At 45.2% G+C, this 16,043-nt stretch carries 16 protein-coding genes; 14 read left to right on the top strand and 2 right to left on the bottom strand.

All coding sequences use genetic code 11. The annotated features are described in order from the left end of the window. The first annotated feature begins 150 nt into the window (after positions 1-150). The 3 genes from EAI83_RS06355 (at position 151) to EAI83_RS06345 (ending at position 2,781) form a co-directional block, all read left to right on the top strand. On the top strand, positions 151-1,023 hold the full coding sequence (locus EAI83_RS06355; protein WP_044961890.1) for a LysR family transcriptional regulator: 873 nt from the start codon (positions 151-153) through the stop codon (positions 1,021-1,023). 66 nt (positions 1,024-1,089) lie between these two features. Further along, complete coding sequence (locus EAI83_RS06350; protein WP_044961893.1) at positions 1,090-1,557, top strand: DUF2284 domain-containing protein; 468 nt, start codon at positions 1,090-1,092, stop codon at positions 1,555-1,557. Between the two features lie 99 nt (positions 1,558-1,656). Then, the gene (locus EAI83_RS06345) at positions 1,657-2,781 is read left to right on the top strand and encodes a DUF362 domain-containing protein (protein ID WP_021652181.1); all 1,125 of its coding nucleotides are present in this window, start codon (positions 1,657-1,659) and stop codon (positions 2,779-2,781) included. Positions 2,782-2,939: 158 nt separating this feature from the next. Here EAI83_RS06345 and pdxT read toward each other — a convergent pair whose 3' ends face one another. Then, positions 2,940-3,515 (bottom strand): pyridoxal 5'-phosphate synthase glutaminase subunit PdxT, encoded by a 576-nt coding sequence (pdxT, locus tag EAI83_RS06340; RefSeq protein ID WP_129974791.1) that lies wholly within the window; start codon positions 3,513-3,515, stop codon positions 2,940-2,942. Beyond that, positions 3,515-4,396 (bottom strand): pyridoxal 5'-phosphate synthase lyase subunit PdxS, encoded by an 882-nt coding sequence (gene pdxS, locus EAI83_RS06335; protein ID WP_044961895.1) that lies wholly within the window; start codon positions 4,394-4,396, stop codon positions 3,515-3,517. The genes pdxT and pdxS overlap by 1 nt, the downstream gene beginning before the upstream one ends. 576 nt (positions 4,397-4,972) lie before the next feature. Here pdxS and EAI83_RS06330 point away from each other — a divergent pair. The 11 genes from EAI83_RS06330 to EAI83_RS06280 all read left to right on the top strand — a co-directional run. Further along, positions 4,973-6,244 carry an MFS transporter gene (locus EAI83_RS06330; protein ID WP_129974790.1) on the top strand — a complete coding sequence of 424 codons (1,272 nt, stop codon included), beginning with the start codon at positions 4,973-4,975 and terminating at the stop codon, positions 6,242-6,244. Positions 6,245-6,412: 168 nt separating this feature from the next. Next, positions 6,413-7,687, top strand: a complete 1,275-nt coding sequence (locus EAI83_RS06325) for a PucR family transcriptional regulator (protein WP_021652185.1) — start codon at positions 6,413-6,415, stop codon at positions 7,685-7,687. 228 nt (positions 7,688-7,915) lie between these two features. Continuing rightward, positions 7,916-8,788 carry a transporter substrate-binding domain-containing protein gene (locus EAI83_RS06320; RefSeq protein ID WP_044961899.1) on the top strand — a complete coding sequence of 291 codons (873 nt, stop codon included), beginning with the start codon at positions 7,916-7,918 and terminating at the stop codon, positions 8,786-8,788. Positions 8,789-8,806: 18 nt separating this feature from the next. Next, positions 8,807-9,571: an amino acid ABC transporter permease gene (locus EAI83_RS06315; RefSeq protein ID WP_021652187.1), complete on the top strand. Its 765-nt coding sequence runs from the start codon at positions 8,807-8,809 to the stop codon at positions 9,569-9,571. A 10-nt stretch (positions 9,572-9,581) separates the two neighbouring features. Beyond that, complete coding sequence (locus EAI83_RS06310; RefSeq protein ID WP_276530704.1) at positions 9,582-10,325, top strand: amino acid ABC transporter ATP-binding protein; 744 nt, start codon at positions 9,582-9,584, stop codon at positions 10,323-10,325. Between the two features lie 13 nt (positions 10,326-10,338). Continuing rightward, positions 10,339-11,019: a cytidylate kinase-like family protein gene (locus EAI83_RS06305; protein WP_021652189.1), complete on the top strand. Its 681-nt coding sequence runs from the start codon at positions 10,339-10,341 to the stop codon at positions 11,017-11,019. Next, positions 11,016-12,233 carry an aspartate aminotransferase family protein gene (locus EAI83_RS06300; RefSeq protein WP_021652190.1) on the top strand — a complete coding sequence of 406 codons (1,218 nt, stop codon included), beginning with the start codon at positions 11,016-11,018 and terminating at the stop codon, positions 12,231-12,233. The genes EAI83_RS06305 and EAI83_RS06300 overlap by 4 nt, the downstream gene beginning before the upstream one ends. A gap of 18 nt (positions 12,234-12,251) precedes the next feature. Beyond that, entirely contained in the window at positions 12,252-13,400 is a 1,149-nt protein-coding gene (locus EAI83_RS06295; protein ID WP_129974789.1) for an iron-containing alcohol dehydrogenase, read from the top strand. 143 nt (positions 13,401-13,543) lie between these two features. Next, complete coding sequence (locus EAI83_RS06290; protein WP_021652192.1) at positions 13,544-14,914, top strand: PhoH family protein; 1,371 nt, start codon at positions 13,544-13,546, stop codon at positions 14,912-14,914. 68 nt (positions 14,915-14,982) lie between these two features. Further along, positions 14,983-15,639 carry an HD domain-containing protein gene (locus EAI83_RS06285; RefSeq protein WP_021652193.1) on the top strand — a complete coding sequence of 219 codons (657 nt, stop codon included), beginning with the start codon at positions 14,983-14,985 and terminating at the stop codon, positions 15,637-15,639. Positions 15,640-15,903: 264 nt separating this feature from the next. After that, the coding region (locus EAI83_RS06280) for a transposase (protein WP_192925806.1) at positions 15,904-16,043 on the top strand (140 nt) is incomplete at its 3' end.

Genomic DNA, 16,043 nt, shown 5'->3' with positions numbered 1-16,043 from the left:
TTCTTTCCTCCTAAGTATGAATTTATTCATTTTGCACAAAAATACGATTGACGTCCTCGTGATTGTATTGTAACATTGACATAAAAATAAGGCAAATTCACAGATTTCATCATCACGATGAAAAAATTTCATAGTAAAAGGGAGAAAATCATGGAAATCCGTCAGTTGGAGACGTTTGTACATGTAGCACAGCTTCAGAGCTTTTCAAGGGCAGCAGAGGTTCTGGGATACACCCAGTCAGCGATCACTGTCCAGATCCGTCTTCTGGAAAATGAGCTGGAAACAAGACTTTTTGACAGAACAGGAAAGCGTGTGGTGCTTACTCCGTCCGGAAAAGAGTTTATGGAGCATGCAAGCAGGATCTTATATGATGTAAATAAAGCAAAAAAGTCAATGAATGATGATGCAGAACTGAAAAATCCATTGCATATCGGGACGATCGAATCCCTGTGTACTGCCAAGCTCCCTTCGGTCCTGAGTAAATTCCGCCAGCTTCACCCGAAGGTCAGCCTGCAGGTGACTATTGATACACCGGAACAGCTGATACGGATGATGGAGCATAACGGGCTTGATCTTATTTACATACTGGACACTCCAAGGTGGGACCAGAACTGGATCAAAGTAATGGAGAAAGCTGAACCTGTGGTATTTGTGGCCTCCGCAGATTCGGAATTTGCCGGAAAGACGCTGAAGATGGGGGATATCCTGGAAGAGCCTTTTTTTCTCACGGAAAAGAATGCCAATTACCGGCAGGCCCTGGATCAGCAGCTGGCGCTTAAGAAGCAGGCTCTGTCACCGGTGCTGGAGATCAGTGATACCGCCTTTATCATCCGCATGCTGGAAAAGAATCACGGACTTTCCTTCCTTCCCTATCTGGCTGTGGAGCGAGATATCCGGAAAGGAAGAATTGCCCTTTTACATGTGGAGGATGTGGAGATATCCATGTACCGGCAGATTTTTTACCATAAGAATAAGTTTAAGACGAGAGAGATGGAGGAGTTTATCCGCCTGGCAGCAGAGTGAAAGTCTGTGCTTGTAAATACAAATAAAATGTGGCACTATAAAAGAAAAAACACAGGAGAGAGAAAAATGGATTTTATTGAAGAAGCAAAGAAGCTTGGCTTTTCCGATGCTGCGGTCATGAAAACCGATAAGCTGGTGTTTGTGCCGGAATACCGTGTTTTCTGTGAAGAAAATGCCTGTGGCAATTATGATAAAAATCCTGCATGTCCACCGGAAAGCGGAACCGTGGAAGAAATGAAGGAACGTGCCCTGGGCTATGAGAACACACTGGTGCTCCAGACGACACAGGACAGACTCATGGATTACAGAAAAGCCAAGCTTGCACATAATAAGCTGACAGAGCAGTTCGCAGAGAAGATGAAAGAGTGCGGAAAAACAGATCTTCTGATCATGAGCGCCGGGCCGTACAAGCATAATTCCTGTATGTCTGCCTACTGTGTAGATGCGCAGAAGATGGCAGATGCTGTGGGAATGCAGTGCTGGACCAATGATGGAAAGTTCCGGTATTTTTCGCAGATCCTTTTTCGAGAGTAGCGTAGCGCATTTTTTATATATTTTTTGTGTAAAAACTGGACATATTGTCAGGAAAAGGGTAAATTTATTTTGAAATGATCAAACAGGAGGGAAACCAGAATGGAGAAATCAACAGTTTATTTCACTGATTTTCGATGTCCGGTGGGAACCAGCCAGCTGGACAAACTGAAAAAACTCTGCGTTGCCGCAGGAATCAAAGATATCGATATGGATGGAAAATTCGTAGCCATCAAGATGCATTTCGGAGAGCTTGGAAATATGGCATTCCTTCGTCCGAACTATGCAAAGGTAGTCGCAGATCTCTGTAAGGAGCAGGGCGGAATGCCGTTCCTGACAGATTGTAATACTCTTTATCCGGGAAGCAGAAAGAATGCACTGGAGCATCTGGACTGTGCAAATCTTAACGGATTTAACACGATCACAACCGGATGTCAGATCATCATCGGTGACGGAGTTCGAGGAACCGATGAAGTAGAAGTTCCGGTAGTAAACGGAGAATACTGCAAAACTGCCCTGATCGGACATGCTATCATGGATGCAGATATTTTTATCAGTCTCAGCCATTTCAAGGGACATGAGGCAACCGGCTTTGGCGGCGCCCTGAAGAATATCGGTATGGGCTGCGGAAGCCGTGCCGGAAAAATGCAGCAGCATGCCAGCGGAAAGCCGGCCATCCATGAAGATGTCTGTCGTGGCTGCCGCCGCTGTGCGAAAGAGTGCGGAAGTGATGCGATCACATATGTAAACAAGAAAGCAGTTATCGATTACGATAAATGCAAAGGCTGTGGCCGCTGTATCGGCGCCTGCAGCTATGATGCCGTATACAATCCGAATAGCAGTGCAAACGAGCTTCTTGACCGCAAGATGGCAGAGTATGCACAGGCTGTCTGTCACGGACGTCCTCATTTCCATATTGCACTGGTACAGGATATCAGCCCTAACTGTGACTGCCATGGTGAAAATGATGCGCCGATCCTTCCGGATATCGGAATGTTCGCAAGCTTTGACCCGGTTGCACTGGATCAGGCCTGTGCAGATGCCTGTCTGAAGGCAACACCGATCGCCAACAGCCAGCTTGGAGAGCATCTGGCAGAGCCGGGATGGCACTGTCATCATGACCACTTTAAGGATTCCAATCCGAATATTGAGTGGAAGGCAACTCTGGATCAGGCAGAAAAGATCGGTCTGGGAACCAGGGAGTATGAGCTGAAGACAATCAAATAAGCTGAGAAATAAAGCTCAGAAAATATCAGAAAATCCGGGAACACAGTTCATATTACTCTGTGTTCCCGGATTTTTACATCTTTTTACAGGTGTGCCTGGTGGCATTCGTTTTCAGAAAACAATTTCATGTGATGAAAAGAGGCTGTTATCCCGGAGTTTCAGCTGCAGGAATCCCGGACGATCTCCAGAAATCTTTCATGGATCCGGGTGTCTTCATCCAGTTCCGGGTGAAAAGCAAAGGCCAGCTGATCATTGTACTGTACGCCAACGATCCGGTCTTCGACAGAAGCCAGAACCCTTGTATCATCGTGGACGTCAGACACATAAGGCGCACGGATAAAGGTCATGGGAACTTTGCCCACAGATTTAACCGTTTCTTCCGTATGAAAGCTTCCAAGCTGTCTTCCGTAGGCATTTCTGCGCACACACATGGGAATGGTGCCAAAATGACAGCTGTCCTGTCCTTCGATCTCAGAAGCCAGAAGGATCAGTCCGGCACAGGTAGCCAGAACGGGCATTCCGTTTTCGATTCTTTTTTTCAGGGGCTCAAACATATCAAGCTCTTTTAATAGCTTGCTCTGAACAGTGCTTTCCCCGCCCGGAAGGATCAGAGCGTCGAAGGGCTTTTTAAGATCACCTGCCTGGCGCAGCTCGATATGAGAAACGCTGAGGCGATCAAGAACCTTTTCGTGCTCTGCAAAAGCACCCTGTAAAGCCAGTACCGCAATTGTCATTATTTGCCTCTTTCTGCCATCAGTAAGGCGATTTCCTGTTCATTGATCCCGACCATAGCTTCGCCAAGATCTCTGGAAAGCTCTGCGATCAGTCTGGCATCGGTGTAGTTGGTAACTGCTTTTACGATGGAAGCAGCTCTTTTTGCCGGATTTCCGGATTTAAAGATACCGGAACCGACGAAGACACCTTCGGCGCCAAGCTGCATCATAAGAGCGGCATCTGCAGGAGTGGCAACGCCGCCGGCAGCAAAGTTTACAACCGGAAGTCTGCCGTTGTCATGTACATAGGATACCAGTTCATAAGGAACCTGGAGAGTTTTTGCAGCCTCAAAAAGTTCATCTTCACGCATACTGGTAAGCTTTGCGATCTCGCTGTTCATTTTTCGCATATGGCGGACTGCCTGAACGATATCACCGGTTCCGGGCTCACCCTTTGTACGGATCATGGAAGCACCTTCATTGATGCGGCGGAGTGCCTCTCCAAGATCTTTTGCACCGCATACAAAAGGAACTTTGAATTCTCTTTTATTAATATGATAAACATCATCAGCAGGAGAAAGAACTTCACTTTCATCAATATAGTCGATCTCAATGGCTTCCAGTACCTGTGCTTCCACAAAATGTCCGATACGGCATTTGGCCATAACAGGAATGGAAACTGCGTTCTGGATCCCTTCGATCATTTTCGGGTCACTCATTCGGGAAACACCGCCTGCTGCACGGATATCGGCAGGAATACGCTCCAGGGCCATAACCGCACAGGCACCGGCAGCCTCGGCAATTTTTGCCTGCTCAGGTGTTGTGACATCCATGATCACACCGCCCTTTAACATCTGTGCCAGTTCTTTGTTCAGTTTATATCTTTCATTTGTTGCAGACATGATCTTTTCCTCCGTAATCATTGATTTTGTGTTTGATTTCTGTTGGTTCCAGATTATAAAACTTACTTGTGTATTTAAAAATATCCAATATAGATAATTTTTTAAGGGACAGTTATGAGACTGTGAACAGATAAAGTGAAAAAGAGATAAAAAAACGGAAAAGCACGCCTGCTTAAAATGCGTGCTTTTTGCTGCGGGAAAAGGATCAAAATTTGAAATATATTAGATGAAATAAGGATTTCATACAAGAATTAACGCGTGCACATGCGTGCATAAAACAACGCCGTTGTGAATAATATACAAAGAAATAACCGTAAACTTTGGATAAAAATGAGAAAAAAGAAAAAGCTGTAAATTTATATTGCATAATAAGACTGCGTGTGATAACATACACACAACATAATTAACACGCATTTGACACGCAAATAAAAGAAAATAGCACGCAAACAAAAGAATATCAAAGATAAGTGAAGCTAATGTGCAGGAAAACGTGCAGATCGTGTGTACAGAAACAGGCTGCATTCTGTGGGCAGAGAGTACAGAGCAGGCCGGAAATCTTTTTCAGAGGAGGAAATTATGACAGGAACACAGAAAAAACAGCGTCTGCTGACTATGATATTCGGAGCTTTCGCGATCTTTTTTACAGGATATCCCCATGTATGGTCTATTTACCAGCCTTATGTGATGGAGCAGGCAGGCTGGAGCCAGGGACAGGCATCCATGTGCTTTTATCTGGCACTGAGCACCTTTGTATTCGGAAATATCGTAGGCGGAAGGATGCAGAACCGCTTTAAGGAAAAGACGATTGTATGGATCGGAGGCGGGATCTTTGCAGCAGGAATCCTGGCATCCGCATTTCTGATCGTTCCCACACCGCTTCCTATGTATCTCTCCTATGGAGTGATGCAGGGATTTGGTCAGGGAATGATCTATACGGTGATCCTGGCAACAGTACAAAGATGGTTTCCGGACCGTACCGGATTTGCTTCCGGCGTTGTGGTAACTGCCAACGGACTTTGTGGATTTTTCCTGGCACCGCTGAGTCGAAAGCTGCTGGAAGCGGAAGGTGTGCAGAAAACCCTTCTGATCGTTGGCGTGGCCATCACGATTTCCTGGATCCTGTGCGGTATCTTTTTTCAGGCACCCGATAAGAGTCTGGTGAACGCAGGTGGCTCTGCGGAAAAGTCCGGGACACCGGAGACGAAGCAGTATACATCCGGAGAGATGATGAGAACAAAGAATTTTTATCTTCTTCTTGCGACCATGTTCTTTGGACTGATTTCTTATTTTATGGTTTCACCGGTATCCCAGACCTACCAGATCGACCTTGGAATCCCGTCTGCAGTGGCAGTCAGTGCCGTTATGCTTGGATCCATTGTCAATGCAGGAGCAAGACTGGTGCTTCCCACACTGGCAGATAAAGTGGGCAGGATTGTCTGCATCAAAGGAGTGCTGATCGTGGCAGTGATCGCTATGGGAGTTCTCGCTGTATCAAGATCCCTGGCAGTAACGGTTGCCGTTGTGCTGATGTACGGCTGCTATGGCGGCATCATGGGAAGCTTTCCATCTCTGACAAGCTCCATTTTCGGAATGAAACACACCGGAGAAAATTATGGATTTGTTATGTTCGGTATCGTATTCGCAACCTTTGGCGCACCGGCGATCTCCGGTCTGGTGAGCAGCAATGGTTATGAGATGAACGTGGTATTTGGGATCGGAGCTGTTTTTGCAGTGATCGCATTTGTATGCCTGACTTTGCTTGGACGAAATCTTGTGAAAGAGCATGCTGAAAAATCTGTCGGAGCAAAGAAGGGTACAGCACAGGTACGCAAACCACAGGCAGAATAAATCTGAATGTAACTGGATGCAGAGCTGTGCCGGCTGCCGGATCAAAAACAGCTGACTGAGAATCTGAAAACAGAAAAACCTGGAAGAAATAATGTGCCTGTGGCTGAGTTCTTCCAGGTTTTTTTATGAGTTGCCGGAATCAGATATTTCTGCTAGGATAACGGAAGGATGAGAAAATCAGATATTGTTTTGCCTGTTTATGGATGCGAGTGTGTGAAATACTGCAAAAATAAGGAGTTGATGCATATGATCACCTGTCAGGATATACTGGAACTGCAGCTGGACGGAGTGGAACTGATCGCCGGGGAAAAAGGTCTCACAAGACCTGTCACATGGACCTATATGGTGCAGACCCGGCCTTTTGAGGAGCATATGAACCAGGGGAATTTTGCCCTGTGTGTGGTGGACTATGTCCGGTTTGACCTGGAAGAAGCACAGAAAGCCATGGAAGAACTGTATGGGCTTGGAATTTCCGGCTTTGGGATCTCTATCACCGATGACAAGGAGCCCGTCCCGAAGGAGATGATCGACAAAGCAAATGAACTGAAGCTTCCGCTGTTTTACATCCGGTGGGAAGGAGCTTCTTTTGTGGATATTGCCCAGAGTGTGGGAAAGATCATCCTGGAATATGAAATGCAGAATAAACGGATGGGAGATTATCTTTACAATCTTTTGTTTGGCTATGATATTAATGATCGCTATATCGAAAAAATCTCCCAGCAGTTCGGGATCAACTTTACCACACCCTGCAGAGTAGGGATCATTGTGGCTGACCGGAAGTACGGCATCAATCTGGAACAGGATGAACATATCTATGAATATTATGCCAATTATCTGAACCAGGAAGTTATGGAAATGGAAGGAAAGCCCATGTTCCTCAGGTTTCTTAACAAGTTTGTTCTTCTTTTTGAGGCAAAAAAAGACAAAAGCATTGAACATGAGCTGGAGAAGGTTCTGCAGAAGATCGATGCCAGTCCGCAGTTTCACGGAACCATCCGAAGCACCTGTATCCTGGGCGGTATCTACACCAATCCGGCAGATTTCGGCACCAGCTATCAGGAGGCAAAGCGTCTGATCCCCAAAAAAGACATACTTCCAAATCCCAAGCACAAGAAAGTCTTAAGTGCAACAGCCATGGGAATCTATCAGTATCTGTTCAATAACGACAACCATGATGAGATCCTGAATTACTGCAATGAACGGCTGGGAAAGCTGGAGGAATATGATCATGCCAACGGAACGTTTCTTCTGGATACCCTGCTTGCCTATTACATGAACGGGTTCAGCGTCGGAAAAACGGCGAAGGAACTTTTTATCCACAGAAATTCCTTGCAGTACCGGATGAATAAGATCCAGGAGCTGATAGATTTTGAGCTGGATGACTATATGGAATATCTGGATATGATAAACTGTATCCTGATCAAACAGCTGATGTTTTCCTGAAGAGCAGGTTCATATATTTACAACACTGTGCAAAATGAATAGTTTGTTTGTGCAAAATAAAAGTTGACGAAAGGCTTCTTCTGAGTATAATGAAGTCTATCAAACAACGAAGGCGTTGAAGGAAATAAAAAATTTCTTTCAGCGCCCTTTTTGTTTACAGGCGAAAACGTTCAGGTCGACCAGTTAAATATGTTTTGTGCCAGCTATGTAGAAGAGGAGGAAACGAATATGAAAAAAAATCTTTTAGGCAAAATGGTGATCACAGGTATTATTTCCGCAGCAATGTTAGCATCTACAGCAGCTTCCACATGGGCAGCAGACAAATCCGATAAGGATGTGTTAAGGGTTGGTATGGAATGTGCATATGCACCGTTCAACTGGACCCAGGATACAGACACAACCCCGGACGGAAGCAAGGCAGAACCTATTTACGACAGTGATTATTACGCATATGGCTACGATGTGGCAGTAGCCCAGAAGCTTGCAGATCAGCTTGGAATGAAGCTGGAGATCCACAAGGTTGAGTGGTCCTCCATCGGAATCTCCATGGATGCCGGCGATTATGACTGTATCATCGCAGGTATGGGAAAAACGGCAGAAAGAGAAAAATCATATGCTTTTACAGAACCATATTATTACAGAGATAACTGTATCGTGGTAAAGGCAGGCGGCAAATATGACGATGTCAAAGGTCTTTCCGATCTTGCAGGAACAGGCTGTAAGGTTACCACACAGCTTGGAACCGGATGGGTACCGCTTCTGGATCAGATCGACGGTGCAGAGCAGTCCGGAAACTATGAGACAACATCAGAGTGCTTTATGGCAATCTCCAACGGAGTTGCAGATGTCTGCGTTGTAGATGTTCCTACAGCAGAATCAGCAGCACTGACAAACAAGGATCTGAAGATCATCAACCTGGATGAGAAGGATACCTTTAAAGATGATGATGAAATGGTCAATGTCTGCATCGCAACAAGAAAAGATGACACAGAGCTGAGAGATAAGCTGCAGGGTGCTATGGATGACATCGGCTGGAACGATAAAGAGAAAATGGATGAGCTGATGGATACTGTTCTGACACAGCAGCCGGCAGCGAACTAGTCCAAGTGAGGTGGAGATATGTTAGGCTTTTCAATCACAGATCCTTCCAATTCCCTGGAATGGATGATCTTTCTGGCAAAAAAATATTCCAGTATGTTTCTGGAAGGAACCTGGCTGACTCTCTATATAGCTGTAGCAGGAACCATTCTTGGTTTCCTGCTGGGCTATATCATCGGTATCATCCAGGATATCCGTATCAATGAAGGCGACAGCATTCTGAAAAAAGGAATTTTTAAAATCTTAAAGGCAATCTGCAGGATCTATGTGGAGGTTTTCCGAGATACGCCAATGATCGTTCAGGCAATGGTCCTGTATTATGGTATCCGTCAGGCAAATGTGAATATTACACCATTGTTTGCAGGTGTTATGGTAACGGTATTGAACACCGGAGCTTACATGGCAGAAACTGTCAGAGCCGGCATCGGTTCCATTGATATGGGACAGAGAGAAGGCGCCTGGGCCATGGGAATGTCACCTATGAAGACCATGATCTATGTAGTACTTCCACAGGCCTTCAAAAACATCATCCCTGAGATGGCAAATACATTTCTTACAAATCTGAAAATGACTTCCGTTCTGAATGTTATCGCAGTTCAGGAGCTGTTTATGGCAGCGAAAACTGTAGGCGGAAATTATTATAAATATTTTGAATCCTATCTTGTTATTGCAGTGATCTATTTTGTACTCTGCTTTGTATTCAACCGTCTGTTTACATTCCTTGAAAAGAAGGTGAAGAAAACAGAGAACTACGCACTGGCAGTGGAATATATGGAAAATCCGTAAGGAGGGAAAAATAATGGGTGATGCAATCATATCCGTTGAGGAATTAAGTAAAGCATTCGGGCAGCATGAGGTACTGCGAAAAATCGATTTCAACGTGGAGCCGGGTGAGATCATCTGTATCGTTGGTTCCTCCGGTTCCGGAAAATCCACTCTGCTTCGCTGTATCAACAAGCTGGAAACCCAGACCAGCGGAAAGATCCGCTATCATGGAAAAGAGATCGGAGCAGTCCAGAAGGAGATCAATGATTACCGGTCAAAGGTCGGCATGGTATTTCAGTCATTTAATCTCTTTAATAACATGACTGTTCTTCAGAACTGTATGCTCTGTACAAGAAAAGTCCTTCATCTGTCAAAGGAAGAAGCCTTTGACAGGGCGATCACACATCTGAAGCAGGTAGGAATGGCACCGTTTATCAATGCAAATCCAACACAGCTTTCCGGTGGACAGAAGCAGAGGGTTGCCATTGCAAGATCGCTCTGCATGAATCCGGAGGTCCTGCTTTTTGATGAACCTACATCAGCACTGGACCCGGAGATGGTAGGCGAGGTTTTAAATGTTATGAAGGAGCTGGCGACCACAGGCCTTACCATGATCATTGTGACTCATGAGATGGCATTTGCCAGAGATGTTTCCACTAGGACGATTTTTATGGATCAGGGTTACATTGTGGAGGATGCACCTCCGGCGGAGCTGTTTAAAAATCCTAAAAATGCCCGTACCAGAGAATTTTTGAGCCGTTATCTGGCAGGATAGGAAGGAGTATAAAATGGAAAATTTTATTGTAACCTTTGCCAGAGGTTTTGGAACCGGCGGAAAGGAAATCGCCTCCATGCTGGCAAAAGATCTTGGGATCCACTGTTATGAAAACCGTATCCTGACACTGGCAAGCCAGATGAGCGGACTGGATGAAAAGCTCTTCCTGGATATCAATGAGCGTATCCGGAATAACGGAGGATTTACAGGATTCCTTAAAGGGCTGCCCAGATCCAGGCAGTACATTGCAAGAAATGAGAAATTTGTTTCCGATGACCGGTTGTTTGAGTATCAGTCACAGATCATCAGAAACCTGGCAGATCAGGAATCCTGCGTGATTGTCGGAAAATGTGCGGATTATGTCTTAAAGGGCAGAAAAAATGTGGTAAGTATCTATATCGAAGCGCCGCGTGCCTTCTGTCTGGAGCGGACCATGCAGAGGATGAAGGTATCCTCAGATGTGGCAGCAGCCACCATTGAGAATACAGATAAGTACAGAGCGGACTATTATAAATATTATACAAAAGGTAATTACTGGACCAATCCCGTCAACTACGATATGACGCTGAACAGTGAAAAAGTCGGAATTGCAGGATGCGTAAAGATGATCGAAGAATATCTGGTGATGAAGGGTCTGATCACACGGGAACAGATCTTATCAGAACAGATCACAAAAGGGGAGGAAAAGAAATGAAGCTGGAAGAAACAGGACTGACATTTGAGGATATCAAGGAAAAAGTAAACAAATACATGATCGAGACCTATGAGAGAATGGATTTTCTGGCAGAAAGTGCAAAAGACCAGTATATCTACAATGAGAAGGGCGAAAAATATCTGGATTTTTATGCAGGTATCGCAGTAAACTCCGCAGGAAGCTGCAATGAGAAGGTAGTAAAAGCGGTTGTAGACCAGGCGCAGACACTGATGCATACCTTCAACTATCCGTACACCATTCCCCAGGCTCTTCTTGCTGAAAAGGTCTGCACAACCATCGGAATGGATAAGATCTTTTTCCAGAACTCCGGTACAGAGGCAAATGAGGCCATGATCAAAATGGCAAGAAAATACGGAATCGAAAAATATGGTCCGAACCGTTATCATATCGTAACTGCAAAAATGGGATTCCATGGAAGAACCTTTGGCGCCATGTCCGCCACCGGACAGCCGGGAAACGGATGCCAGGTTGGCTTTGGTCCCATGACCTACGGATTTTCCTATGCACCGTACAATGATCTTGAGGCTTTCAAAGATGCCTGCACGGAAAATACCATTGCCATTATGATAGAGCCTGTACAGGGCGAGGGCGGTGTCCATCCGGCAACCATGGAATTTATGAAGGGACTCCGGGAATTCTGTGATGAGAACGATATGCTCCTTCTTATTGATGAGGTTCAGACAGGCTGGTGCAGAACCGGTAAGGTGATGAGCTATATGCATTACGGGATCAAACCGGATATCGTGTCCATGGCAAAAGCACTTGGAGGCGGTATGCCGATCGGCGCGATCTGTGCTACAGAGGAAGTGGCAAAAGCTTTCACACCTGGTTCTCACGGAACAACCTTCGGCGGACATCCGGTTTCCTGTGCTGCAGCATTGGCCGAGGTTGGTGAACTTCTTGACAGAGATCTGGCTGGCAATGCGGCAAAAATGGGAGCTTATTTTATGGAAAAGCTTGCAAAGATCCCTCATGTAAAAGAGGTTCGTGGTCAGGGTCTTCTGGTAGGTGTGGAATTTGATGATACTATTTCCGGTGTGGATGTAAAGCATGGCTGTCTTGACAGACATCTCCTGATCACTGCCATCGGAGCACATACCATCCGTATGGTACCGCCGCTGATCATTACAGAGGAAGACTGTGATCAGGCGGCTGCCATCATTGAAGAGACGGTAAATGCACTTTCAGAATAAGCAGAGGAGACGAACAGCATGAAAAGATTTACATTTTCCGTACCGCAGAATATTCTTTTTGGTGAAGGTGTATTAAAGGAGCTTCCCGGGGCAGCCGGGAAGCTTGGCGGAAAACATGGCTTTATCATTTCCGGCCCCACACTGAACAGACTTGGCGTAGTGGGGCAGTGTGAAGAAATCCTTACACAGGCCGGCATTGCAGTCAGCACCTTCTGTGATACAGAAGGAAATCCATCGGTGGAGACTGTGGAACGTGCAGCTGAAGCATTCCTGACAAGCGGGGCGGATTTTATTGTTGCTCTTGGCGGCGGTTCCCCTATGGATGTGGCAAAAGCAGTAGGCGTTGTGGCGAAATACGGCGGCAGCATCACAGAATATGAAGGTGCGGACAAGGTTCCGGGGGAGATCATCCCACTGATTGCTATTCCCACAACTGCCGGAACCGGTTCAGAGGTTACGGCTTTTTCTGTTATTACCGATCACAAACGAAATTACAAGCTTACAGTATTTTCCTATAAGCTGATCCCGGCTTATGCACTTCTGGATCCGCTGCTTCTTACCTCCGCACCTGCTTCCGTGGCGGCTGCCTGCGGGATCGATGCGCTGATCCACGCAGAGGAATCCTACGTTTCTCTGGACGCATCTCCATTTTCCGAGGCAATGAGCGAAAAAGCGATGGAGCTGATCGGGCGGAGCATCCGCACCTACGTGGCAGACCGCAGCAATCTGGAAGCAGCTTCCGATATGCTGGCAGGCTCTCTGTTTGCCGGGATTGCTTTTTCCTGGGCAAGACTTGGAAATATCCATGCCATGAGCCATCCGGTCAGTGCTTTTTTCAATGTGCCTCACGGTGTTGCAAACGGAATCCTGTTTCCGTATATCGTGAAATATAACGAAGAGGCAGCCTTCGGAAAATATCAGAAGATTTATAATTATATTTCCACGGAAAAGAAATGTGAGTCTGAGTTTTCAAAAGGAATGCTGGAGCAGGCAGTCCGTGAGCTGAATACACAGGTTGGGATCCCGGCGAAATTATCGGATGCAGGGGTTACGGATGAGTATTTTGCACAGATGACAGAGGATGCCATGAAAAGCGGAAACATTGCGATAAATCCTCAGAAAACCGTTCGGGAGGATATCCTGGCACTGTATAAAGAGGCACTGTAGGAAGGTTCCGCTTCATCATGGAATAGAAGATTTTACGATAATTTTATACAAAAATCATAATAATGAGATAGTACCGAAAAAATAAGCATGCTACCATATTTTCTGAAAAAGGGACAGAAGTCAGAAAAGGAGCGCATGCATATATGATAAAAACCTATGTGATAGATACGAATGTACTGATCCAGGCTCCATATGCATTGGAGTGTTTTGAGGACAATAATCTGGTACTTCCGCTGGTGGTGCTGGAAGAACTGGATGGACTTAAAAAGGCAGAGGGCGAAAAAGGAATCAATGCAAGAGCCGCAGTCCGAAAGCTGGAATGGTACAGGCAGAAGGGTGATCTGTTACAGGGAGTAGCACTTTCCGGCGGTGGTATTCTGCGTATTGAAAAAAATTTTGTACACGTAGAGCTGCCGCCGGATCTTCCGGATGACAAACCGGATAACAGGATCCTGAAGGTATGCAGAGGTCTTGCGGAAACAGATGAGCAGGTTATTCTGGTGACAAAGGATATCGTACTTCGTCTGAAGGCACAGATCATGGGAATTCAGGCAGAGGATTTCGAGCGTGAGCAGATCTCAGATGATGATGCACAGTATACCGGTCGTACAGAAGTATACATTCCGGAAGATAAGGTCAAGGAGTTCAAGAAAAAAGGAATTTCTCTTGAAGAGGTTTATCAGAGTGACGAGGAAGGAAATCATACCATACCGGAATTTCATGAGAATGAATTTGTGATACTGAAGCCGGATCAGTCTACAAAAAAGACACTTCTTGGAAGAGTATCCTCAGGAAAGATAGTCCAGCTTGTTTACAAAAAAAGCAAGCCCTATGGAATATCACCGAGAAATGTCGGACAATATTTTATGCAGGAAGCCCTTATGACAGATGCAAAAGAAGCTCCCCTTGTTATCATCAAAGGAATGGCGGGAACCGCGAAAACATTTTATTCGCTTGCTGTTGGAATGGAAAAGGTATATAACAATCCGGCACAGGAATATCGCCGTGTGATCGTATGCAGACCCAACGCACAGTTTGACGATGATATAGGATTTCTGCCGGGCGATGAAAAGGAAAAAATAGCACCTTTGATGAGACCGGTGATCGATAATCTGGAACAGATCCTTGATTCGGATGAAAAGAAGAGATATGAAGATGAAGACGAGCTGAGTGATAAGATAGCGGAGATTTTTGAACGTGGAATCATTCAGACGGAAGCATTGAATTTCATCAGAGGAAGGTCTATTGCGAAGACATATCTGATCATTGATGAAGCTCAGAATATGACACCAAATCAGGTAAAGGGCATTATCACAAGAGCAGGCCAGGGAACGAAGATCATACTGCTGGGAGATCCGCAGCAGATCGACAGGCCCTTTCTGGATGAAAGGACAAATGGTTTAAGCTATGCGGCGAAACATATGGTGGATAGTCCTCTTTGCTGGCAGATCACATTGTCAGCTGAAGAATGCGAGAGATCATCGCTGGCAATGGACGCAATAAAGAGACTCTGACTATATGGCTAAGAAGCATAAGCAGAGTGGGAATATCTGCACGAAACACGTAGGGAGAGTAAAAAAACTTGAAGTATAAGGATGTAGCGAATAATAAGGAAATCAATGCATATCTGAAAAAGGGAAATTCAAACCTGGGACAGCTTGGATTTACAGATCATTCACAGGCACATTGTGTTCAGGTAGCACATCAGGCCGGGAAGATTCTGAAAAGACTCGGCTACCCGGAGCATGAGATCGAGCTTGCAAAAATCGCCGGATATATGCATGATATCGGAAATGCGATTAACAGAAACCATCATGCGGAATACGGTGCCCTTCTTGCAAATGATCTGCTGAAGGATACCAACATGTCTCTTGAGGACAGAGTAACTGTCATAGCTGCAATCGGAAATCACGATGAATCAACAGGAAGCCCGGAAGATGTTATATCAGCAGCACTTATCATTGCGGACAAAACTGATGTCAGAAGAAGCCGTGTACGCCAGAAGGAAAGATCTGCGTTTGATATTCACGATCGTGTGAATTATGCTGTGACAGATTCGAAGCTTAAGATTGATGAAGAAAAATCTGTGATCGCACTGAACCTTCAGATCGATGAAAATATCTGTTCCATGTATGACTATTTTGAGATTTTTCTTGATCGGATGATGTTCTGCAGAAAATCAGCAGAAATTTTGGGAACAACCTTCAAGCTGACTGTAAACGGACGAAAAGTACTTTGAACAGAGTAGCTTTCGGGAAAATCCGGACCAATATGATGGTAATGAGCTGGCAATTATAGAGAAGAAAGAAGAATCCCCTGGATACGGAAAATTATCCGCGTTCAGGGGAATTTTTATGGTGTGAAAATTATATTATCCAATGCGTCGTAAAACCCTTTGCTTCAGCTATGGGGATATAAGACGCGTCCATCGAATTTATGCAAGTAATTGAAGATGGACAAAATAGTAATTGTATCAACTAATAAACTATAGTATAATACAAATATGAACACAACATATAAATCAAACAACAATGTCGTCTATTCCTGTAAATACCATGTAGTATGGTGTCCAAAGTATAGACGAAAAGTATTAATTAATGGTGTGGACGTCCGGCTGAAGGAGCTGCTCACAGAGTATGCTGC

Source organism: Blautia sp. aa_0143 (assembly GCF_004167315.1).
GTDB classification, from domain to species: Bacteria; Bacillota; Clostridia; order Lachnospirales; family Lachnospiraceae; genus Blautia_A; species Blautia_A fusiformis.
This window is presented reverse-complemented; position numbering and strand designations above follow the sequence as displayed.